Below are 22,113 nucleotides of genomic sequence, written 5' to 3' on the forward strand. Positions count from 1 at the left end.
TTCAAATTTAATAAAAAAAACCGAGTTAAGACAGCCTGAGACCGTTAAAAAAAATTAAGAAAAAAATAAATGAAAAAAAATTACTTAAACACTGATAATGAGAGCTTCATGTTCACCTCCTGTCCTTCTATTGGACGTTCAATAAAGGTTTGGCGGATATCTCCGAAGCGCATCTCGTCTTTTTTGGCCTTCTGAATCAGCTGCTGAACTGCCCTTATTCTGCCTTCATAATTTCCTTTGTAGTAGATCACGTAGTTTTGAGAAGGATTGATTGTACGGAAATTGAAATTATTATCCGTAACCCCGATCTTCTTGGAAAGTGGAATTCCCAGGAAGTAAGAAACCTCTTTGTCTTTATAGTTATCCGCATCCGTAATCAGTACCGGAAAGCCGAATTCATCGTCTTTTTTACCAAGATCCATCGTGATGTAGTTGTAAATTTTACTGTAATTCATCACGATATTTTTATACAATGCTTCCTTCTTGTTGGATGCACTTACATTGATCCCCAAAATCAGCTTATCCTCTTCATTTTCGACCATCAGACTGTCATACTTGATGGACGCCATCTGGTGGTCTTTTTCTACCTTATTGCCCAATACATTTTTCAGATTCACCATGCTTTTGTTGATGTTTTCAGCAAACCGGTCTTCTGTCCAGAAATTTTCCACTCTTCTCAACACGGAAAGCTTAGGTGTATGTACGTTCCAGGTAATTTTCGTTTTTTCTGCAGACACCACTTTGAACTGAACATCAACGACCGTCGGGTTCTCATTTCTATCCTCAAAAAGCTGGTAACGAAGGCTATTTAGGGGATTTTCGTAACGGATGAACATTTCACCGTCGGTATCGTTTTTAGGATCTACATAGCTGATGGCACCACCCTGACCTTCGTAGGGCGTGTAATAATCTATGTCGATAGACTGCGAACTCGTGAAAAAGTTGTTCCAGCGCGTAAAATGCTGAAGATTATTAAACTGGGCAAAGACTTTATCGATGGGATAATCGATCTCTTTTTCTATCTTAAAGTCCTTGTTTTCATCCACAAAATAATACATGGAAGCAGCATAAGCTCCTACCAGCAAAACAAGAATCACGGCTGTAATTTTAAAAAAACGCATCGCACAAAAGTAAGACAAATAAAAAAAGTGACCAATATGTTGATCACCCTAGTTTTATGTTTAACACTAATTAACCTGATGGAGGTTGAAGGCGGGAAGACGGAAGTTACTGTCCGGAAACCTAATTACTAAAATCCTTAAAACTTCCAGGCCCCTTTCTAATTAGCCTATATGCGTTCCAGAAGGAAGAACAGCTCCTTTCTTGATCACTACGATTCCATCCTGAACAGAGTGGGTTCCGTAATCGCCATCCGGAAGGTGTTTTCCTCCAATGATCTTGACATTATCACCGATATAACAGTTTTTATCAAGAATCGCTTTTTCAATGTAACAGTATTTCCCGATTCCCATATTAGGACGGCCGTTTCTGTCGTTGAGGACAATTTCTGTCGTATTTTGATAGAAATCAGCACCCATCACGTAAGAATTTACGATGGTACTTCCTTTATCTATTCTTGTTCTGTTTCCAATCACAGAATTCTCGATTTTATCAGCCATAATAATGCATCCGTCTCCAAAAACAGCTTTGCTTACGTAAGAACCGTTGATCTTAGACGGCGGAAGCATCCTCGCCCTTGTATAAATAGGTGAAGAAGAAAACAGATTGAACTGCGGAAGATCCTGACAAAGGTCCAGATTCGCCTCGTAAAACGATTCTATGGTTCCGATATCCGTCCAATACCCTTCGTACTGATAGCTCAATGTTTTATACTTCCCTATTGAGTTTGGAATGATATCTTTTCCAAAATCATCGCCGGCTCCATCTTCGAACATCTTTTTAAGGATCGTTCTCGTGAAAATATAGATTCCCATCGAAGCCAGATATTCTTTTCCTTTGTGCTTGTTTTCCTCCGAAACCTCAGATTTTAAGCTGTCCAGAATATCGTATTCCGGTTTTTCATAGAAAGAGGTGATATTTCCGTCATCGTCAGATTTTAAAATCCCGAATCCGGTCGCATCCTTCGCTACCACCGGAATGGTCGCAATCGTTACATCGCCTCCATTTTCAATATGGAAATCCAGCATTTCTCTGAAATCCATCTGATAGAGCTGGTCACCGGAAAGGATCAGAATATAGTCATAATCATACTTTTCCAGGTGCTTCATCGACTGGCGGACCGCATCTGCTGTTCCCTGATACCAGCTTTCATTTTCCACATTCTGCTCGGCAGCAAGAATATCTACAAAGCCTTTGCTGAAAATATCAAAGTGATAGGAATTCTTGATATGTGAATTTAAGGAAGCTGAATTAAACTGCGTTAAAACCAGGATTTTATTGAGTCCCGAATTCAGACAGTTGGAAATAGGAATATCTACCAGCCTGTATTTTCCTGCAATAGGAACTGCCGGTTTTGATCTTGAATACGTTAACGGGAATAATCTTGTCCCTCTGCCGCCTCCCAAAACAATGGAGATTACATTTCGTTTCATAAGTATCTTGCGTTTTATTGAATTAAATTTACTGTTCTATTCTTAGTGTTTACTGCCAATCTAAAGCATTCTTTATTTTCGTATTTGAGTTCATGATTGTAAACAATGACTTTAAATTCACCATCATCATTGAGCTCAAATACTTCTTTGTCTACATTATATGCCTCTATGTAATGCTTTTTAAGTTCATCCCTGAATACTTTATTCGTGATCAGAACATCCATAACATCTACATTTTTCATAGCAAAGTCCTGCATATCTTTATCATAAGCTGCCGTCCAGCCTTTTCCGTATTTTCTTTCAATTGCAGCGTAGGTTCTTTTATTAATGGCATTTATAGCCCTTCCCTATTCATTACTTATCATACACCCGGATACGGCATAATACTTAATTTTCCATTTTTCAGATATCCCATCCATCTTCTCCTGTGCGCCCATTTCAGGCAGCCCATATCCATAAATCCAGTAATATCCGCCGTGGTAACTCCCTTCATCTTGTTTACACGAAGAAAGCATGATCATGATGACAAAAAGAAAACCGGCAACTTTCATAGGATCAGTTATTATATAAAGCTATATATTTTTCTGCAGATTTCTCCCATGCAAAATCAAAATTCATGTTCGCATGGATCAGTTCACTCATCACTCCTTTCTGATTATAAATTCCCATTGCTCTGTTCATAGCATGGACAATATCATCTACCCCCGGATAGGTGAAATTCAAACCAGCTCCTCCTGTTGAAATATCTTCTACCGTATCTCTGAGTCCTCCGGTATATCTTACGACAGGAACCGTGCCATATCTCATGGAATACATCTGATTCAGCCCGCAAGGCTCCACTCTTGACGGCATAAGCAGAAAGTCCGCCGAAGCATAGATCTTATGGGAAAGATGTTCCTTATAGCCCAGATCCAATGCGAAATTGGTGTAGGTATGAGCATATTCTTTAAGCTTATTCTCAATATAGGTGTTTCCTGAACCGAGAATCATGATATTTAAAGCGCCGTAACTCTGTTTAATGCTTTTCCAGACTACATCCGGAAGGAAATCGGCTCCTTTTTCTATAGCAAATCTTCCTATGAAAGCAAAAAGCGGAAGATCAGGCTTCAATCCGTATTCTTTGCAAAGTTTTTCTTTGTTTTTCTTTTTTTGGGCAACCGCATTTTTACTATTGAAATTGAAATCCAGCATCGGATCTGTTTCAGGATCCCAAACTTCCGTATCAATCCCGTTGATGATGCCGTATGCCTTTCCGAACTCTTCCCGCACCAGGCTTTCCAGTCCGCGGAAACTGATGAACAGTTCTTCCAGATACCCTTCTGAAACCGTGGTAAAAGCATTGGCACATTTGATCATGCTTGCCAATGGGTTCATATAACCATTCCAGTCCATAAGACCCCATTTATAAGAATCAAAAGACGGCATATAATTCGCCATATTCCAGCTCATCATACCCTGGTATTCTCCGTTGTGGATTGTTCCTATTGTTTTTACTCCTTTTAAAAATTCAAATTCCGGACAGTGCTGGGTCATAAAAGGCACCAATCCTGTATGGTAATCGTGACAGTGCAGGACATCCGGACGAATCTTCATGGCAGTCAGCCAATGCAGTACCGCATGCTGAAAAGCGATAAACTGAAAACTTTCATCCTGATACCCGTAAGGATTCTCGCGGTCTAAAAGTCCAGGAACTTTTACCATATACAGCTCAAATCCTAAAGTATCCGTTTTCTCCTTCATCACCTGAACCTGCAACATATCCGGTCCCTGATGGATAAAACCATCAAAAACGATGTCAAATTCATGATTATGGACGAAAGGCTTGTTGTACCACGGCATGACCACCTTGGCGTCTATTCCTTTTATTTTGTTCTCATACTTCGGCAATGCGCCTACAACATCTGCCAGGCCGCCTACTTTGGCTACCGGATAACATTCTGTACTTAAGTGATAGATTACCATAATTTCAATGTCATTTGTATTTTGTCAGATTTTGCTTTAATTCCCAACATCATCATTCTTTATTTCTTATGTTTTATTCTGTGTAATTTATACTTTTTATCTTTTTTCTGTCTTAAAATAATTCCGGCCAATGGCGGCAGTTTTAAGGTGATAGATTTCGGATGGCGCATCCATTCTTCATATTTTTCATTCAGAATTTCAGCTTCCGTCCCGCTTCCGCTGTATCTGTGGTCATCAGAATTAAGAACAACTTCCCAATGAGTTCCTGCGCCCACTCCTATTGTATACTCAAAAACCTGGGGTGTAAGATTTAAAACAACCATCAGAACATCATCTCTTCTTTTCCCTTTTCTCAGATATACATACACCGAATTCTCCAGATCATCCGCTTCTACCCATTCAAACCCGTTTTTATTAAACTGATTCTCATAAAAAGCGGTTTCATCACGATAAAGATGATTAAGATCTTTTATAAGTGTCTGCATTCCTTTATGAACAGGATATTCCAGCAAATGCCAGTCCAGACTGCGGGTGAAATTCCATTCACCGGTTTGTGCAAATTCATCACCCATAAACAGAAGCTTAGCTCCCGGATGGGTATACATATACACGTAAAGCGCACGGAGATTGGCAAATTTCTGCCATTCGTCGCCCGGCATTTTATAGATGAGACTTGCCTTCCCATGAACCACTTCGTCATGTGACAGCGGCATCATATAATTTTCATTATACATATACACGGAGGCAAAAGTGATTTTATGATGATGGTACTTCCTGTTTTCCGGAGCTTCTTTAAAATAATCCAGCGTATCATGCATCCATCCCATCATCCATTTCATTCCAAAACCTACACCACCGTCATGAACAGGTTTTGTAAGCAAAGGAAAATCTGAACTTTCTTCAGCTATCGTCATGATGCTGTCTCCAAATTCTTTATAAACCGCCGTATTGAATTCCTGCAGGAAAGCTTTGGCTTCAAGATTTACATTTCCGCCTTCTATATTAGGCTCCCACTCGCCTTCATTCCTTGAATAATCGAGATGAAGCATTGAGGTCACCGCATCTACACGAAGTCCGTCGGCATGATACCGTTCCAGCCAGAACATGGCATTGGAAATCAGAAAAGATTTAACCTCATTTCTGCCGTAATTGAAAATATACGACTTCCAGTCGGGATGAAAACCTTTCCTCGGATCTTCATGCTCATAAAGATAAGAACCGTCGAAACGGTGAAGTCCATTGGCATCACCCGGAAAATGGGAAGGTACCCAATCCAGAATAACCCCGATATCATTTTTATGAAGTTCGTCAATCAGAAACATCAGATCCTGCGGAGAACCGAAACGTGAAGTAGCAGCAAAAAAACCTGTGATCTGATATCCCCAACTCGGGTCATAAGGATATTCCATAACCGGCATGAATTCTACGTGCGTAAAACCCATTTCCTTGGCATAAGGAACCAGCTTTTTAGCAATATCACGATAGTTTAAATATTGATCCGGAGCTTCTCCCTGTCTAACCCAGGAACCCAGATGAAGTTCGTAAACAGATATAGGTGCGTCCAGACTGTTATTCTTCCAGCGCTTTTTCATCCAGTCTTCATCACTCCACTCATACCAGGTGGTGGAAACCAACGATGCCGCCTGCAGATTCTGCTCCCAGCTTAAAGCGTAAGGATCACTTTTCTCCAGAATTTCACCTCTGGCTGTTTCTATAGCATATTTGTATAAAGTACCCCAGGTAAGTCCGGCAATAAAACCTTCCCAAATTCCGGAGCCGTCCCATCTCGGGAACAGAATATGATCTTTATGATTCCAGTTGTTGAAATTTCCTATGACGGAAACTTTTTTGGCATAGGGAGCCCAAACCGAAAAGTAGACGCCTTTTACACCGTCTTTTTCCACAGAGTGTGCTCCAAATTTCCCATACAGCTTATAATGCCTTCCTTCTTTGAAAAGGTAGACATCATGGTCCGTGAACAGCGTATAGGATTTAACAGAATTCATCAAGATATGGTCTTACTTTATTTTTGTCTGAAACTACGAAAATTCCCTGCAATAAAGGTTAATAATTAGTCAATTTATTATTATGTTAACAGAGTTTGGAATAAGATACCACTTATTGTAGAGCCAAGAGTCAAGAACCAGGAATCAAGATGTCAGATTTCAGATATGAGACTTTTAGGTTAAGGCTGAAATTGAGGTAGAAAATACTAATGGTGAGTTTTAAGTTGTAAAGATTTAGAAACATCATTTGGACACAATCAATCTATTTACTACGAACTAGCAACTCTACACTCCAACATCTTAACACCATATATCCCACTCTCAAACCCAAAAACTCCCAGACTCTCAAACCCATACCCCGCACCCCGTAATCTTGAAACTTTTCAGCACATTGATCAAATATATTATTTTTTACATTCATTTTTTTATGATTTTAAAACAATCTTTTTTATAAATTTAGCTTCCAATTTATATTAAACACATAGGATGAGGTTTGAACTTTATACAGAAGAAAGCGATGACAGAACGGTGTACATCACCGGAAATTTCAATAACTGGAACCCGAGAGACTACAGTTATCAGCTTAAACAGCTGGATTCACACAATTATTTCATAGAAATCGACAATGAAATTCTTCCCGATACCGTGGAATACAAATTCACCAAAGGCGGATGGGAAAATGTAGAACTCGATAAGTACGGAAATATCACCCCCAACCGGAAGGCTGATAAAGCAAAAGGGAAAACATCTGATAGCATTGAAAAGTGGAGGCTCAACTGGGGTCCTTTCAAAAAAGAATTTTTCCCGATCGCAGAAGTTATTTCCGAGGAATTCTACATTCCGCAGCTGGAACGTTACCGTAAAGTCTGGGCTGTATTGCCGTATGATTATTATGTAGCTGATAAAAGCTATCCGGTACTTTATCTACAGGACGCTCAAAATCTTTTCAACGAAGGAAGCGGCTACGGAAACTGGGAAATCGACAAAAAACTGTCTATCCTTGCGGAATACGGCCGTGGCGACGTCATTATCATCGCTATAGAACACGGCAGCGAAGAGCGTATCAAGGAATATATTTTTGACAACGACAATGTGGCCAACGGTTCAGAAGGAAAAAAGTACATCCGTTTCATTACCGATACATTAAAACCTTTTGTGGACGAACATTACCGTACTAAAAAAGACCGGGACAATACCGGAATCGGAGGCAGTTCTTTAGGAGCACTGATCAGTATTTACAGCGGATTCCTTTATCCGGAAGTGTATTCCAAACTGCTGATCTTCTCCCCTTCACTTTGGGTAGAACCTAATAATAATTTCCCAATGATGAGCTTCAGGGTTCCGTTTAAAACAAAAATTTATCTCTACGGCGGTGGCCAGGAAGGTTCTAAAATGGTGAAGAGAATTCATGTTTTCGAAGAATATTTAAAACGCTGGGAAAAGAAAAATCTTTTTGATTTTGAATTCAGGACAAGCATCAATCCGGAAGGAACCCACAGCGAATTTTACTGGTCACAGGAGTTTCCGCGAGCCATTGAATGGCTGTTCTATGACAACACGGAAAACCCGGTAGAAGTAAAACCACAACAACAAAGCATTAAAAATTAAGTTTATGAAATTAATCAACAAAAAAAATAAAAAATACACCCAGATTTTTCAACTTTTCACCGAGGAAGAATGGACAAAATCCAGTAAAAATTACAATAAAAATGTCGCTTCTTTTTTCACCGGAAAGAAAAATGAGGTTTTTATCCACACTGACGACGAAAGCATTACTTATCTGATTGGCTTAGGAAAATCTACCTTACAGAATTTCGAAGTTCAGCAGGTAGCCGTTAAATTTTCCCAAACACAAAAAGACAAGCTTCAGTCTGCTCCTACTCTTTTGGTAGCAGATTTCCTGAAAGAAAAACAGTTTGAAGAATTTATAAAAGGATTGCTTTTCGGAACATACACTTATCCTTTTGATAAAAAACATGCCTGCTGGAATCCCAAATTTGAGATCCATTTCGAAAATATCAGTCAGAAAAAATTAGATGCTATAGGTTCAAAAGCCGAAGCTTTGGCTAACGGACAAACTGCCTGTCAGGAATGGCTGAATAAACCTGCCAATCTTAAGAAACCGGATATGCTAAGTCTGTATCTTAAAAATTTAGCCAAGAAACATGAATTAAAATACACCGTTTTCAACAGAAAAAAATGTGAGGAACTGGGACTTGGCGCTTATCTGTCGGTGAATCAGGGAAGTGCATATGATGCTGCTTTTACGATTATAGAGTATAAAACAACGGTTAAAAATGCCAAAACATTTGGTCTCGTAGGAAAATGCGTTCTGTTTGATACCGGAGGAGTTTCCCTAAAGAATCCAGACAATATGCACTATATGAAATCTGATATGGGCGGTGCTACGGCTGTTATCGGAACCTTAATATACGCGGCTGAAATGAAGATTCCGGTGAATATCATTGCGGTGCTTCCTATTACAGACAATGCTATTTCTGAAAAGGCTTTTCTTCCGAGCGATGTCATTACAGCCTACAACGGAAAAACCATCGAAGTTCTGAATACAGATGCCGAAGGAAGAATGATCCTGGCAGACGGCCTTTCTTATCTGGCTAAAAACTATAAAACAGATTTCCTGATCGATCTTGCCACGTTAACGGGAAGCTCTGTGAGAATGTTCGGAGATACCTGCGGAGCGATGTTCTCCAATAATGATGACCTGAAGAATCTTCTGGTAAAAACCGGAGATAGCACTAACCAAAGAGTCTGGAACCTTCCTTTGTGGGACATCTGGAAAGACGACATCCAGTCTGATGTGGCGGACCTTAAAAACATCTCTATGAAACCTATCGGCGACTGCATTATAGCGGCTAAATTTCTGGAGCAGTTTATAGAAAATCACCCAAAATGGGCGCATCTGGATATTGCTGGCGTAGCATTCGGAAGTACGGGATATGCAAAGGAAAAAGCTGCAACCGGCTATGGAGTGCAACTGCTAGCCGATTTAATTGAAAATTATCACTAAAAATTAGTTTTTTTCAAAATTTCTCTGTACACTTGATTGTACATTCTCAAAAACGCAGCTAATTCATGTTTTTAACATTAATTAATCAATAAAAAATTGCTTTTATTTTTGATAATTTACTAAAAATTAAAAAACATTATATGGAGGAGAAAATTATAGTATGTATTTCGTGCTATTACAAGGGCTATGATTTCATAGATGAAATGAAGAAGCTCGGTAACAAAGTAATTTTGGTAACGTCGGAGGGCCTTAAAGAAAAAAACTGGCCCTGGCACGCCATCGATGAGGTATTTTATATGACAGAATTAAGACCGTCCGTCTGGAATCTGGAACATCTGGTTCAGGGATTTTCCCATCTCATGACCACCAGAAAAATAGATGCAGTAGTAGCACTTGATGACTATGATGTAGAAAAGGCGGCGTTGATCAGAGAAACATTCCGTATCCCCGGGATGGGACAGACTACCCACCGGTATTTCAGAGATAAACTGGCCATGCGCCAGAAGGCAAAAGATTCGGGAATCAGTGTTCCGGAATTTACAGCTGTTTTTAATAATGACGAAGTCAACAGCTTTATAGAAAAAGTTCCTGCTCCGTGGGTCTTAAAACCAAGATCGGAAGCCTCTGCATCCGGGATTAAAAAGTTTTCTTCCAAAGATGAACTTTGGGCGGAACTGAATACATTGGGAGAAGAACGTCACCTGTTTTTGCTGGAAAGCTTTAAACCTGGTGATGTATACCATGTAGACAGTCTGACCTTTAATAAAGAAATTGTATTTACTTCTGCTTCAAAATACCTGGCCCCGCCGATGCAGGTTTCTCACGAAGGCGGCGTATTCAGATCAAAAACACTGGGAAGATATTCTGAAGAATTTAAAGCGCTTGATGAAGCCAATACCAAAGTTCTATCCAGCTTCGGACTTCTGAACGGAGCTACCCATACCGAATTTATCCGCGGAAAAGCAGATGGAAAATGGTATTTCCTTGAAACTTCTTCCAGAGTGGGCGGTGCACATATTCCGGATTTGGTAGAGGCCTCAAGCAATATTAATATCTGGCGAGAATGGGCCAAAATTGAAGATGCTCTGCTGCGTGGAAAAAGCTACCAGGCTTCAAAACCTACAGGTTACTACTCAGGACTGATTATCGCCCTGATCAAAGATAAAGAGCCGGACTATACCGCTTTTGAAAGTGAAGAAGCCATCAAATTTCTTCCGATCGACCACCATGTCGGAATTGTTTACAAATCCACCGATCCGGATATCATACAGGAAAGATTAGACAGCGCTGCAGAAAAGATACAGGCAGAAATGCTGAATATTCTCCCTCCGAAAAGCAAACTGACAAGCTAAAAACCATAACAAAAGAAATTTATCAATGCCGCATATAGAACATACAGATTATTACTCCAATATATTAGGAACAAACCTTAAAGTAGAAGTGACGGGACATTACGGACATCCGATCATTATGTTTCCTACTTCTCAGGGGCAATATACCCAAAATCACGATTTCCATCTGAACGGAAGCATCAACTGGTTTATAGAACAGGGAAAGGTAAAGCTTTATAATGTTCAGACCATCGATGGCTGGAGTTTTTATGATGAAAAGATTTCACCCCAGAAAAGGATCAAAAATTATGAGCTGTATGTGCAGTTCCTGATCCAGGAATTCATCCCGTACATCCAGAAAATTCACAAAACACACCGTGTCGCAGTAGCCGGAGCAAGTTTCGGAGGGTACCATGCCGCTAATTTTGCTTTCCGGTTTCCGGATGTGGTTTCCCATCTCTTCTGTCTTTCGGGAGCTTTCAGCATCAGGAATTTCATGGACGGATATTCGGATGAGCTGGTTTATTTTAACTGTCCGAGAGAATTTGTAAAGAACGACGAAGCCTGGAAATATAAACATATGCACATCGTTCTAAGCACTTCAGACCAGGACATCTGCAGGGACAAAAATATTGAAATGGCCGAAATCCTAAGCTCAAAAGGCATCGACTTCTGGTATGATGAGAGAAAATGGATCAATCATGACTGGCCGTTATGGAGAATGGTATTTCCAACATTTATAAGTACTTTTTTTTCGTAAAAAGCAGTACATTTAAGAAGATAAAAAATAAAACATACACCAATTTAAAAACAGAAATTATGGCAAAAAAAGTGGGAATTCTATTCGGTATGGAAGATACGTTTCCTTGGGCGTTTATCGACAAGGTGAATGAACTGGGCGGCGGCGAAATTATTGCTGAACCGGTTAATATCGACAAACTGGAACAGGGTGCTGATTACGGCTATGCAGTCATTATCGACAGAATTTCGCAGGATGTTCCTTTTTACAGAGCGTATTTAAAAAATGCTGCACTTAACGGAACTTATGTAATTAATAATCCATTCTGGTGGAGTGCAGATGAAAAATTTTTCAATAATGCACTGATGTCAAAACTGGGAATTCCGCTTCCGAAGACGGTACTTCTTCCTTCGCACGAAAGGCCAACGGATACTTCAGAAACTTCATTCAGAAACCTGAAGTTTCCTCACGACTGGGAATATATTTTCGATTATGTAGGATTTCCTGCTTATATGAAACCTCATGACGGTGGTGGATGGAAAAGTGTCTACAGAGTGGAAAATCCTGATGACCTTTGGAACAAATTAAGCGAAACGGAACAGCTGGTGATGATGGTTCAGGAAGAAATTGTCTTTGACGATTATTACAGGGTGTATTGCCTGGGCAAAAAATATGTACACATTATGCCATATGAGCCGCGTAATGCGCATCATCTGAGATATGCGACCACGCATCAGACCAAAGGAGCAGAACTGGAAAAACTGTTAAAAACCATTCATGATTATACGATTACCATGAATGAAGCACTGGGCTATGATTTCAATACGGTAGAATTTGCGATCAGAGACGGAATTCCGTATGCGATTGATTTCTGTAATCCGGCTCCTGATGCTGATAAAAATTCGGTAGGTGAAGAAAACTTTGCATGGATTGTAGAACATTCCGCCAAACTGGCCATTGAAAAAGCAAAAGAATACATTCCGGGGAAACCTAATATCTCCTGGGGTACTTTTGTAAAAGACTCCGTAAAATAACCATTAAAAAATAAAAAAACACGAAAAAAAATGCATCAGTTTACTATTGGAATCGAGGAAGAATATCAGATCATTGATGTTGAGAGCAGAGACTTAATATCTCATGTTTCGAAAATAATTGAGGGCGGAAAAGCGGTTTTAAGTGAAAATTTAAAACACGAGATGCACGAATCCATGATTGAAATGGAAACCGGCATCTGCCAGAATATCAAGGAAGCCAGAGCGGAACTGACCAATCTGAGACGACATTTGATCAACACAGCCCATGAACAGGGTCTTCGGGTAGCCGGAGGCGGAACTCACCCTTTTTCAAACTGGGAGCATAATACGATCACAAACGGTGAACGTTATAACAAGATCGTAGACGATATGGGTGATGTGGCCCGCGGAAATCTGATTTTCGGACTTCACGTTCATATCGGAATCCCCAACCGTGAAGAAGGCGTAAGGATTCAGAATGTGATGCGTTATTTTCTGCCGCACGTGTATGCGCTTTCTACGAACTCTCCTTTCTGGATCGGAAGAAATACAGGTTTTAAATCTTACAGACAGGAGATCTTTGTAAAATTCCCAAGAACGGGTATTCCCAGCTATTTCAATTCATTGGCTGAGTTCGACAGTTATGTAGAACTTCTTGTAAAAACGGGAACCATTGATAATGCCAAGAAAATCTGGTGGGATCTGCGTGTACACCCGTTCTACCCTACCATTGAGTTCAGAATCTGTGATATGCCTTTAAGGATAGAGGAAACGGTTTGTATGGCTGCCATTATGCAGAGTTTAGTGGCGAAAATCTATAAACTTCATCAACAGAATTTAAGTTTCAGAAGTTACAGAAGATTATTACTGAACGAAAACAAATGGAGAGCCTCCAAAAGTGGTATTGAAGCCCATCTGATCGATTTCGGGAAAGAAGAATCTGTTCCTTATCCACATCTATTGAAAGAGCTTCTTGAATTCATTGATGACGTTGTCGATGATCTTGACTGCAGAAAAGAAGTTGAGTACGCCTGGACTATTCTCGAAAACGGAACCGGAGCTGACAGACAGCTTAAAGTCTTTAATGAGACCGGCGATCTTACCAAAGTAGTAGACTACATGATCTCAGAAACAGAGTATGGCATAACACATGGCGAAACCGCTTCATAATATTTTCGGTAACTTTGTAAAAAATATGAAGTAGTATGAAAGATATTCGAATCGCATTGATAGACATGAACAACAATCATGTGAATCAAGGCTTTAGAAATATTAAAGAGATTTCGGAAGCATTCCAGCAGAGCTCTGAAGAAAATGTAATCATAGAAACATTTGATGTAAGGTTTAAAAATGAAATGCCTAACATCGAAGATTTTGACATTTTTATTTCTTCAGGCGGCCCGGGAAATCCGCACAGAGAAGGTCTGGAATGGGAAGACCGGTATGCAGCTTTTTTGGACTCTGTCTTAGAGCACAACCAATACAATGAAGATAAAAAATATCTTTTCCTGATCTGCCATTCATTCCAACTGGCAAGCATCCACTGGAAACTGGGAAATATCTGCAAAAGAAGATCTTATTCTTTCGGGGTAATGCCTGTTCACAAAACAGAGGATGGAGAACAGGAGTTTTTGTTCAAAAACCTTCAGGATCCCTTCTACGCCGTAGATTCAAGAGCATATCAGTTCATTGAACCGGATATGACCCGTTTTGATGAATTGGGTATGAAAATCATGGCTATTGAAAAATCGAGACCCCATATCGATTTGGAAAGAGCGGTAATGGCGGTACGTTTCTCCGATGAAATATTCGGGACCCAATTCCATCCGGAAGCTGATCCTAAAGGCATGATTGAAAACCTGAAAGACGAAAAAAATAAAACGGCAATGATCGAGAACTTCGGAATGGAGAAATATCTTGAAACCGTGGACAGAATTGATGATGAAGACAAGATTATCCTTACCAGAAGCCAGATCTTACCGAGATTCCTTCAGTCTGCAAAAAAAAACATTTTGAAGGGAAGTGAAGTTTTAGTTTAAGCTTTTTATACAAAAAATGCTTCGACTCCGCTCAGCATGACAATGCTGAAAAACAGCCAGTATTAGAGGTGTCTTGCTGAGCGGAGTCGAAGCATCGTTAATAAAATATTGTATTAACAACAATACAACTAAAAATCGGGCAGAAATGCTCGATTTTTTAAAATCAAATCACAAAGAAAAAATATGATCCCACAATACAGAAAACAATTCAACCAGGAGTTTTCACAGGAAAAATACGATCAGCTTAAAGACATTCTTACGGAAAAAGGCGGTATGGCACCAGCCTTCAGAATTTCGGAAAGTCCTATTTTTCTTCCTAACGAATTTAAAAACAAACTTTTTGACGCCAGCGACAGCATTATTGACCAGATCAAAGCACTGCCTGCTGAAGTCCTTTCTAAAGCTGTTCCCGATAACTGCAGGGTTCCCAATGATACCAAACAGCCTCATTTTTTCACGATAGATTTCGGGATCTGCCGGAGCGAAAACGGCGAGATCGAACCCCAGTTGATCGAACTGCAGGCTTTTCCTTCATTATATGCCTTTCAAAAAACTTTTGAAGAAACGTTTTGTGAGGTCTACCCTTTTCTCTCAGAGATCAAAAATAAAATGCCGAATGAGGAATTTAAGAATCATTTAAAGCAACTTATTGTAGGAGACGAACACCCTGAACATGTTATTTTACTTGAAATATTTCCAGAGAAACAGAAGACGGCAATAGACTTTGCATTAACGGAAAAACTATTAGGCATAAAGACAGTGTGCCTGACAAAAGTAAAAAAAGAAGGCAAAAAATTATTTTACGAAAACAATGGAAAACTGACTGAGATCAAAAGAATTTACAACCGTGTCATCTTTGATGAACTCGACAGAATTCCAGATTTAAAAGCCGGATTCGATTTCCTTGAAGATATTGATGTACAATGGGTAACGCATCCTAACTGGTTCTTTAAGATCTCCAAATTTCTTCTTCCGATGCTGAAGCACCAGTTTGTTCCTAAAAGTTATTTCCTTCACGAATTCCCGGAGCATGAAAGTTTAGAACACTTTGTACTGAAACCTTTATTTTCCTTTGCCGGAAGCGGTGTGAATTTGAATCCTACAAAAGAAATTACAGAAGCTATTGAGGACAAGGAGAACTATATCTTACAAAGAAAGGTAACCTACGAACCTATTTTCGAAGATATTAACGGAGAGTTTTCAAAAGCAGAAATAAGACTTCTTTATATCTGGCACGAGAATGAAGAACGTCCTGTTCTACTGGAAAACCTAGGAAGAATGACAAAAGCTGCTATGGTGAACGTAGATTTTAATAAGAAAGATGCCATATGGATTGGGAGTTCCAATGCGTTTTTTGGAGACTAATAAGAAACAAATCAAATCCCGATTAATACAACAAATCCTTCTGAATTCAGGAGGATTTTCTATTTTTGTAACACGGAAACAGCGAAAAATAAAATGTACTCAATAAATCTTAAAAATGTTGATGAACTTATTTTCCAGCCTCTTGAACTGAAGCTTTTAAATATAGAAGAAGACACTGAATCTAAAGACTATTCCGGTTGCGGTTTTACACTCAGCGATTTAAAAATTAAATTCCGCACAGCTAAAATAACACCTACTAAAACAGGTCAGTTTGTAACCATCTGGAAACGAAATGAAAAGGGAGAAACAGCTCCATTTGATTCAAATGATGTCTTTGATTTCTATCTGATCTCTGCTTTCAATGATACTCATAAAGGGATTTTTATCTTCCCGAAGGAAATACTCGTTGAAAAACAAATTTTGTCCCACGGAAAAAAGATGGGAAAAAGAGGAATCAGAGTCTATCCAACCTGGGATCTTACAGAAAGCAAACAGGCAAAAGCGACTCAAAAATGGCAGACAGAGTATTTTTTTGATCTTTCACAAAACTCAGAAGCGCATCTTCAAAAAGTTAAAATATTGTTTGATTTGGAATGAAATAATTGATCTGTTTTTTGACGCAAAGTTTTAGATTAATAACGCATAGTTTTAAAGGTTGCAAAGGTGGAATCGATCCGGGATCGATTCAATTAAGCGAGCGTTATCCATACTGCTTCATCAGTGGCTATGTCGTTTTCTTTGCATGACATAAAGCAGAACATACATTTAATAAAACTTTACGTAAAAAAACTCTCGCAGATTGAACAGATTTTGCAGATCATATGATCTTTTGTTTAAAATAGAAAACGGCTGAAAATTCAGCCGTTTTATGTATAGATTATTTATTTTTATGAATTTTTATCGTCTTCCAGCAGCTCCCGTGCCTGATATTCCTGTACAAGGTCGATTGCGTTTGAAATAACGTCACTTAAAGCCGTGATGAAAGTTCCGTCCTCAGCCATTCCCATGGCGTGTTTTAAAGCTTCAATCTCTTTTGGAATAATCTCATAGCTTACATCTCTTCCTGCTTCATTAATTCCATCAATGATTAATCCATTGATTTCCTCTTCAGTTCTTCCTCTAAGGTGTTTTTCATTTCTAATGATGATGTAATCGAACATTCTTCCGGCGATTTTTCCACACTCCCTGATATCGCTGTCACGTCTGTCACCCACTCCGGAAATAATACCTATTTTCTTTGTAGATTCTACGTTTTTAAGATAATCTTCGATCGCTTCATACCCCGAAGGATTGTGAGCAAAATCAATAAGTACCTTGAAGCTTTTGAATTTAAAAACATTCAGTCTTCCCGGTGTAAGCTGCGCACTCGGAATAAAAGTTCTCAGAGAATTGGAAATATCTTCAATGGCAAAACCGTAAAGATAACTTGCTAAACTAGCTGCCAGAACATTTTCGATCATAAATCTAGCCTTTCCTTCCATCGTGATCGGGAAGTCTTTGGCCTTTCCAATTCTGATCTTCCAGTCGCCTTTTTTAATCGTTACAAAACCTTCTTCATAGATGCAGGTAATTCTTCCTTCTTTCGCAAATTTTACAATGTGGGGATTATTTTCATCCATACTGAAAATGGCAACTTTGCTGTCAAGATCATTGATGATCTTCATAGAATATTCGTTGTCTGCATTCAGAACGCTCCAGCCGTTTTTCTTTACACTGTCCAGAACGACTCTTTTTACTTTCGTCAGGTCCTTCAGATTGTGGATATCATTCATTCCTAAATGATCTTCCTCAATATTGGTTAAAACCCCGATATCACACTGTGAAAACCCTAAGCCTGAACGAAGAATTCCTCCTCTGGCCGTTTCCAGAACAGCAAATTCAACTGTCGGATCTTTTAAAACAAATTCAGCAGAAAGCGGTCCCGTAGTATCACCTTTTGTAAGCATCGTATTCTGAATATAAATACCGTCAGAAGTCGTGAAGCCTACTCTGTAGCCGTTGCTTTTTACAATATGCGAGATCAGTCTTGTGGTCGTTGTTTTTCCGTTGGTTCCTGTTACTGCAATAATTGGAATCGTAAAAGGTTTCCCCGGAGGATAAAGCATATCAACCACCGGTGCCGCTACGTTTCTCGGAAGACCTTCACTTGGCGCTAAGTGCATTCTGAATCCCGGTGCAGCATTCACTTCTATGATCGCAGCGCCGCTTTCTTTAAGGGGTTGCGTAAGGTTTTCAGCCATAATATCGATACCGCAGACATCCAAGCCAATGATTTTGGAAACTCTTTCGGCCATCGTAATATTTTCCGGGTGTACCATATCCGTAACGTCTATAGATGTTCCACCCGTAGAAAGATTGGCTGTAGACTTTAAATACACGATTTCTCCTTTCTGAGGAACCGTTTCAAGAGTATAATGAAGTTTTTCAAGAAGTTCTGAAGTATCTTTATCCACTTCTATTTCGGTAAGGACATTTTCATGACCATATCCTCTTCTCGGATCTCTGTTTTCTTTATCAATCAGCTCCTGAAGATTCAGTTCACCATCACCCACAACGTGAGCAGGAACTCTTCTTGCCGCAGCTACCATTTTATTATTAATGACTAAAACCCTGAAGTCATAGCCTGTAACATATTTCTCTACAATTACTTTTCTGGAATATTTCTGGGCATGTTCCAACCCTATTTTGGCAGCTTCCCAATCGTTTACATTGATGGAAGACCCTTTTCCATGGTTTCCGTCCAATGGTTTCAGAACTATAGGATAGCCAATCTTTCTGATAACATCCGTTAAGCCTTCTTCATCCACTACCAGATCCCCGATAGGAACCGGAATAGCTGCATCGTGAAGCATTTTTTTGGTCAACTCTTTATTGCATGCAATATCTACTGCGATAGAACTTGTTTTTCCGGTAATGGTAGCCTGAAAACGTTGCTGATTCACACCGTAACCAAGCTGTACAAGCGAGTTTGTTCCTAATCTGATCCACGGAATCCTTCTGGAAACCGCTTCCTCTACAATACTTCCCGTAGAAGGACCAAGACGGACACGTTCTCTGATTTCTTTTAATCTATGGATACAGGCATGGATATCATATTCTTTGTCTTCAATAAGAGCTTCTGCGATCTTTACCGCTTCCTCAGCAGCATAAATCCCTGCATTCTCTTCAATATAATTAAAGACCACATTATATATTCCCGGCGATTTTGTTTCACGGGTTCTTCCGAAACCTACATCCATACCCGCCAGCGTCTGTATTTCCAGGGCGATATGTTCAATGACATGTCCCATCCAGGTTCCCGTTTCTATCCGGTGAAAAAATCCGCCCTCTACTCCTTCTGAGCATCTGTGAGTGATGAGAGACGGGATCAGTTTTTGAATTCTTTCCCTGAATCCGTCGATCTTGTTGGTAGGATAATTTTCCATTTCTTCAAGGTCCAATCTCATCTGTATCAGCTTCTTTCTTCTGATACTCCAGATATTTGGGCCGCGTAATGCCTGTATCTTCTCAATTTTCATAATCTATTTGCATTTTTATCAGTTAACAATAACTCCTTCAAAAATCAAAGATAATGTAAAACCCTAAACGAAACTATACCACATTTAAACATTTCTCAAAAAAGAATTAAAATAAATTAACAATCCTAAAAGATTAAAAATCATTTAAATGTGGTATGAATTTCGTCAAATGTCAATTATTTTTTAAATTTGCATACTATGATGAGACCCGTTGGAAAATTAATTATTATCGGAGGCGCTGTAAACAAAGGAAGTTTTGCAGAAACCGATTTCGACCAGAACATTGAAAAAAACCTTAATTTCTTTGAAAGAGGGATCTTGCGAAAGATCATTAACGAATCAAAGCACAAAGAAAATTCTGTCATCGAAATCGTAACGACAGCCTCACAAATCCCACAAATTGTAGGCACAGAATACAAAAAAGCTTTTGAATTTCTGGGTGCCAAAAATGTAAATATCCTCGATATCCACAACCGTGAAGAGGCCAATTCCGATGCTATGGCCGCAAGGGCTAATGCTGCAGATGTGGTGATGTTCACCGGTGGAGATCAGCTTAGACTGACTTCAATTCTTGGAGGAACGAGATTTCACGATACCATTTTATTGAAATACCAGGAACAGGATTTTATTTATTCCGGAACTTCAGCTGGTGCAGCTGCCGCTTCTGAAAATATGATTTATCAGGGAAGCAGCTCTGAATCTCTTTTAAAAGGTGAAATTAAAACCACACAAGGATTAGGTTTAATAGATAACGTCATTATTGATACGCATTTCGTACAGAGAGGCAGAATCGGACGTCTTTTCCAGGCTGTAGTCAATAATCCACGAACATTAGGAATTGGGCTGGGTGAAGATACCGGACTTTTTATTCATGACGACGTCATGACTGCTGTAGGTTCAGGTCTTGTGATCTTGGTAGACGGAAGATTCATTAAAGATACCAACCTTACCAATATCAACCTTGGAGAACCGATTTCAATTGATAACCTTACCGTGCACGTCATGTCTATGAATGACCATTACGACCTTACTACGAAAAAACTGACGATAGAGAATTCACAGTTTAACCCGATACCACAGGATAAATAAAAGTGAATGTTCAATGGTGAATCGTGAATTTCATCAGCTAAAATTTTTAACTTTATCTTGACAATTGATTTTCACAATTGACACCTACAACCTATGAAAATAATAATCCACGGCGGTTTTTTCTCTGAAAGCGACCAAAGCCATGAAATAAAGACAGCCAAACAAAATTCTTTGAAGCATATCGCTCAGAAAGCCTTTGATTATCTTCAGACTCATTCTGCATTTGATACGGTTGCTTATGCTGTTTCCCTTCTGGAAGATGATCCTTTGTATAATGCAGGCATCGGCTCCCAGATACAGAGTGACGGGGTGATCCGTATGAGCGCCGCTATTATGGATGGACAAACTCAAAAGTTAAGCGGTGTGATCAATCTTCAGGAGGTAAAGAACCCTGTTTTTGTAGCGAAAGCACTTATCGATGAGGATGACAGAGTTCTTGGTGGGAATGGAGCTAAAATCTATGCTTCCGAACACGGTTTTGAAAATTTCTCTACTGAAATTCCTCAGAGAAGAAGCGAATATGAAGCTAAACTGAATAACGGCGGAAAAGGAACTGTAGGCTGTGTTGCCCTTGATCAAGACGGAAAACTTGCTGTGGCCACCTCTACCGGCGGAAAAGGCTTTGAAATTCCGGGAAGGATATCAGATTCAGCGACGGTGGCAGGAAATTATGCCAATGCCATTTGTGCTGTAAGCTGTACAGGTGTTGGAGAAGATATTGTAAGCAATGCCACTGCTGCCAAAATCGTTACACGAACCACAGACGGGATGAGCCTTGAACAGGCCTTTACCAAGACTTTTGAGGAGCTAAAAGTGATTGACGGGTTCGCAGGAGCCATCGCCATAGACAAAGACGGAAATATCTATCATCAGGATTCTTATCCTACAATGGTCTTTGCCAGTTTTGATGGCGAAAGTTTTGAGGTCTTCCAATAATTTTAACATTTTTTTATCATCTGATTTATTTTTTTGGCACGTATTTTACATGTTTAGTAATAACAAATTTTAATACAACATCTTAAAAATAGAAATCATGGGAAACAAGACAAAAGGTTTATTAGCTTTACTAGGAATTGGTGCTTTAGCATATTGGAAGTATAAGAATTCTACTCCTGAAGAGAAGCAGGCTGTAAAAGATAAAATCAATACCGCTAAAGACAATCTGAACAAATGGGGAAATGATGTAAAAAGCAAAGCCAATGACGTGGCTTCCCAGGTTCAGAACAAAGTAGATGAAGCTAAGACAAAAGCAGAAGATTCTTTAAGCTAAAAGCAGATTAGTTTTTTTAACATTCATATATAGAAAGTCATCGTAGTCTAAGGATTACGATGACTTTTCTTATAGAATGGATGATGGAAGTCGGAAGCAGGAAGTTAGTGGAGCCCGAAGCACAACCATTAAACAGTTTTACTTTCTTTTTTTTAAGAGTACTCCTTAATTTTTATGGTGACAATTTTTAAATTATTGACC

19 protein-coding genes are annotated in these 22,113 nt (G+C 39.3%); 12 read left to right on the plus strand and 7 right to left on the minus strand.

Annotated features, from left to right (window positions below; translation table 11 throughout):
• Positions 1-80: 80 nt before the first annotated feature.
• From BM143_RS00660 to glgB, 6 genes are all read right to left on the minus strand, one after another.
• Positions 81-1,121: an SRPBCC domain-containing protein gene (locus BM143_RS00660; RefSeq protein WP_090021857.1), complete on the minus strand. Its 1,041-nt coding sequence runs from the start codon at positions 1,119-1,121 to the stop codon at positions 81-83.
• A 162-nt stretch (positions 1,122-1,283) separates the two neighbouring features.
• Complete coding sequence (locus BM143_RS00665) at positions 1,284-2,552, minus strand: glucose-1-phosphate adenylyltransferase (protein WP_090021859.1); 1,269 nt, start codon at positions 2,550-2,552, stop codon at positions 1,284-1,286.
• 14 nt (positions 2,553-2,566) lie between these two features.
• On the minus strand, positions 2,567-2,809 hold the full coding sequence (locus BM143_RS00670; protein WP_139221956.1) for a hypothetical protein: 243 nt from the start codon (positions 2,807-2,809) through the stop codon (positions 2,567-2,569).
• Between the two features lie 90 nt (positions 2,810-2,899).
• On the minus strand, positions 2,900-3,103 hold the full coding sequence (locus tag BM143_RS00675) for a hypothetical protein (protein WP_090021865.1): 204 nt from the start codon (positions 3,101-3,103) through the stop codon (positions 2,900-2,902).
• Positions 3,104-3,107: 4 nt separating this feature from the next.
• Complete coding sequence (locus BM143_RS00680; protein WP_090021867.1) at positions 3,108-4,514, minus strand: glycogen synthase; 1,407 nt, start codon at positions 4,512-4,514, stop codon at positions 3,108-3,110.
• 59 nt (positions 4,515-4,573) lie between these two features.
• Positions 4,574-6,520: a 1,4-alpha-glucan branching protein GlgB gene (gene glgB / locus BM143_RS00685; protein WP_185116529.1), complete on the minus strand. Its 1,947-nt coding sequence runs from the start codon at positions 6,518-6,520 to the stop codon at positions 4,574-4,576.
• A gap of 486 nt (positions 6,521-7,006) precedes the next feature.
• On the opposite strand from glgB, the gene BM143_RS00690 reads away from it, so the two are divergent.
• The 9 genes from BM143_RS00690 to BM143_RS00730 all read left to right on the plus strand — a co-directional run bounded on the left by BM143_RS00690 (position 7,007) and on the right by BM143_RS00730 (position 16,632).
• Positions 7,007-8,128 carry an alpha/beta hydrolase-fold protein gene (locus BM143_RS00690; RefSeq protein ID WP_090021872.1) on the plus strand — a complete coding sequence of 374 codons (1,122 nt, stop codon included), beginning with the start codon at positions 7,007-7,009 and terminating at the stop codon, positions 8,126-8,128.
• A 4-nt stretch (positions 8,129-8,132) separates the two neighbouring features.
• Positions 8,133-9,548, plus strand: coding sequence for a leucyl aminopeptidase family protein (locus tag BM143_RS00695; protein ID WP_090021875.1), 1,416 nt, complete (start codon positions 8,133-8,135; stop codon positions 9,546-9,548).
• Between the two features lie 140 nt (positions 9,549-9,688).
• The gene (locus BM143_RS00700; RefSeq protein WP_090021878.1) at positions 9,689-10,900 is read left to right on the plus strand and encodes an ATP-grasp domain-containing protein; all 1,212 of its coding nucleotides are present in this window, start codon (positions 9,689-9,691) and stop codon (positions 10,898-10,900) included.
• Positions 10,901-10,925: 25 nt separating this feature from the next.
• Positions 10,926-11,639 carry an alpha/beta hydrolase-fold protein gene (locus BM143_RS00705; RefSeq protein WP_090021880.1) on the plus strand — a complete coding sequence of 238 codons (714 nt, stop codon included), beginning with the start codon at positions 10,926-10,928 and terminating at the stop codon, positions 11,637-11,639.
• 59 nt (positions 11,640-11,698) lie between these two features.
• Positions 11,699-12,652 carry an ATP-grasp domain-containing protein gene (locus BM143_RS00710; protein WP_090023846.1) on the plus strand — a complete coding sequence of 318 codons (954 nt, stop codon included), beginning with the start codon at positions 11,699-11,701 and terminating at the stop codon, positions 12,650-12,652.
• A gap of 30 nt (positions 12,653-12,682) precedes the next feature.
• The gene (locus BM143_RS00715) at positions 12,683-13,801 is read left to right on the plus strand and encodes a carboxylate-amine ligase (RefSeq protein ID WP_034725324.1); all 1,119 of its coding nucleotides are present in this window, start codon (positions 12,683-12,685) and stop codon (positions 13,799-13,801) included.
• A 35-nt stretch (positions 13,802-13,836) separates the two neighbouring features.
• Positions 13,837-14,670 carry a type 1 glutamine amidotransferase gene (locus BM143_RS00720; RefSeq protein ID WP_090021884.1) on the plus strand — a complete coding sequence of 278 codons (834 nt, stop codon included), beginning with the start codon at positions 13,837-13,839 and terminating at the stop codon, positions 14,668-14,670.
• Positions 14,671-14,853: 183 nt separating this feature from the next.
• Positions 14,854-16,035, plus strand: a complete 1,182-nt coding sequence (locus tag BM143_RS00725) for an ATP-grasp domain-containing protein (RefSeq protein ID WP_090021887.1) — start codon at positions 14,854-14,856, stop codon at positions 16,033-16,035.
• A 93-nt stretch (positions 16,036-16,128) separates the two neighbouring features.
• Positions 16,129-16,632 carry a MepB family protein gene (locus BM143_RS00730; protein WP_090021889.1) on the plus strand — a complete coding sequence of 168 codons (504 nt, stop codon included), beginning with the start codon at positions 16,129-16,131 and terminating at the stop codon, positions 16,630-16,632.
• A 290-nt stretch (positions 16,633-16,922) separates the two neighbouring features.
• On the opposite strand, the gene cphA is transcribed toward BM143_RS00730, so the two are convergent.
• Positions 16,923-19,553: a cyanophycin synthetase gene (gene cphA, locus BM143_RS00735; protein ID WP_090021892.1), complete on the minus strand. Its 2,631-nt coding sequence runs from the start codon at positions 19,551-19,553 to the stop codon at positions 16,923-16,925.
• Between the two features lie 198 nt (positions 19,554-19,751).
• On the opposite strand from cphA, the gene BM143_RS00740 reads away from it, so the two are divergent.
• From BM143_RS00740 to BM143_RS00750, 3 genes are all read left to right on the plus strand, one after another.
• Complete coding sequence (locus BM143_RS00740) at positions 19,752-20,642, plus strand: cyanophycinase (protein ID WP_394332549.1); 891 nt, start codon at positions 19,752-19,754, stop codon at positions 20,640-20,642.
• A gap of 93 nt (positions 20,643-20,735) precedes the next feature.
• A complete protein-coding gene (locus BM143_RS00745) occupies positions 20,736-21,578 on the plus strand; it encodes an isoaspartyl peptidase/L-asparaginase (RefSeq protein WP_090021895.1) in 843 nt (280 codons plus the stop codon).
• A 97-nt stretch (positions 21,579-21,675) separates the two neighbouring features.
• Positions 21,676-21,912 carry a YtxH domain-containing protein gene (locus BM143_RS00750; RefSeq protein ID WP_034725316.1) on the plus strand — a complete coding sequence of 79 codons (237 nt, stop codon included), beginning with the start codon at positions 21,676-21,678 and terminating at the stop codon, positions 21,910-21,912.
• The last annotated feature ends 201 nt before the right edge of the window (positions 21,913-22,113 follow it).

This window comes from Chryseobacterium oleae (assembly GCF_900115055.1).
GTDB classification, from domain to species: domain Bacteria; phylum Bacteroidota; class Bacteroidia; order Flavobacteriales; family Weeksellaceae; genus Chryseobacterium; species Chryseobacterium oleae.

What these genes read in the sequence shown, in the direction of transcription:
- BM143_RS00660 (WP_090021857.1), bottom strand. Translation starts at nt 1,121, where the DNA reads ATGCGTTTTTTTAAAATTACAGCCGTGATTCTTGTTTTGCTGGTAGGA.
- BM143_RS00665 (WP_090021859.1), bottom strand. Translation starts at nt 2,552, where the DNA reads ATGAAACGAAATGTAATCTCCATTGTTTTGGGAGGCGGCAGAGGGACA.
- BM143_RS00670 (WP_139221956.1), bottom strand. Translation starts at nt 2,809, where the DNA reads ATGCAGGACTTTGCTATGAAAAATGTAGATGTTATGGATGTTCTGATC.
- BM143_RS00675 (WP_090021865.1), bottom strand. Translation starts at nt 3,103, where the DNA reads ATGAAAGTTGCCGGTTTTCTTTTTGTCATCATGATCATGCTTTCTTCG.
- BM143_RS00680 (WP_090021867.1), bottom strand. Translation starts at nt 4,514, where the DNA reads ATGGTAATCTATCACTTAAGTACAGAATGTTATCCGGTAGCCAAAGTA.
- glgB (WP_185116529.1), bottom strand. Translation starts at nt 6,520, where the DNA reads ATGAATTCTGTTAAATCCTATACGCTGTTCACGGACCATGATGTCTAC.
- BM143_RS00690 (WP_090021872.1), top strand. Translation starts at nt 7,007, where the DNA reads ATGAGGTTTGAACTTTATACAGAAGAAAGCGATGACAGAACGGTGTAC.
- BM143_RS00695 (WP_090021875.1), top strand. Translation starts at nt 8,133, where the DNA reads ATGAAATTAATCAACAAAAAAAATAAAAAATACACCCAGATTTTTCAA.
- BM143_RS00700 (WP_090021878.1), top strand. Translation starts at nt 9,689, where the DNA reads ATGGAGGAGAAAATTATAGTATGTATTTCGTGCTATTACAAGGGCTAT.
- BM143_RS00705 (WP_090021880.1), top strand. Translation starts at nt 10,926, where the DNA reads ATGCCGCATATAGAACATACAGATTATTACTCCAATATATTAGGAACA.
- BM143_RS00710 (WP_090023846.1), top strand. Translation starts at nt 11,699, where the DNA reads ATGGCAAAAAAAGTGGGAATTCTATTCGGTATGGAAGATACGTTTCCT.
- BM143_RS00715 (WP_034725324.1), top strand. Translation starts at nt 12,683, where the DNA reads ATGCATCAGTTTACTATTGGAATCGAGGAAGAATATCAGATCATTGAT.
- BM143_RS00720 (WP_090021884.1), top strand. Translation starts at nt 13,837, where the DNA reads ATGAAAGATATTCGAATCGCATTGATAGACATGAACAACAATCATGTG.
- BM143_RS00725 (WP_090021887.1), top strand. Translation starts at nt 14,854, where the DNA reads ATGATCCCACAATACAGAAAACAATTCAACCAGGAGTTTTCACAGGAA.
- BM143_RS00730 (WP_090021889.1), top strand. Translation starts at nt 16,129, where the DNA reads ATGTACTCAATAAATCTTAAAAATGTTGATGAACTTATTTTCCAGCCT.
- cphA (WP_090021892.1), bottom strand. Translation starts at nt 19,553, where the DNA reads ATGAAAATTGAGAAGATACAGGCATTACGCGGCCCAAATATCTGGAGT.
- BM143_RS00740 (WP_394332549.1), top strand. Translation starts at nt 19,752, where the DNA reads ATGATGAGACCCGTTGGAAAATTAATTATTATCGGAGGCGCTGTAAAC.
- BM143_RS00745 (WP_090021895.1), top strand. Translation starts at nt 20,736, where the DNA reads ATGAAAATAATAATCCACGGCGGTTTTTTCTCTGAAAGCGACCAAAGC.
- BM143_RS00750 (WP_034725316.1), top strand. Translation starts at nt 21,676, where the DNA reads ATGGGAAACAAGACAAAAGGTTTATTAGCTTTACTAGGAATTGGTGCT.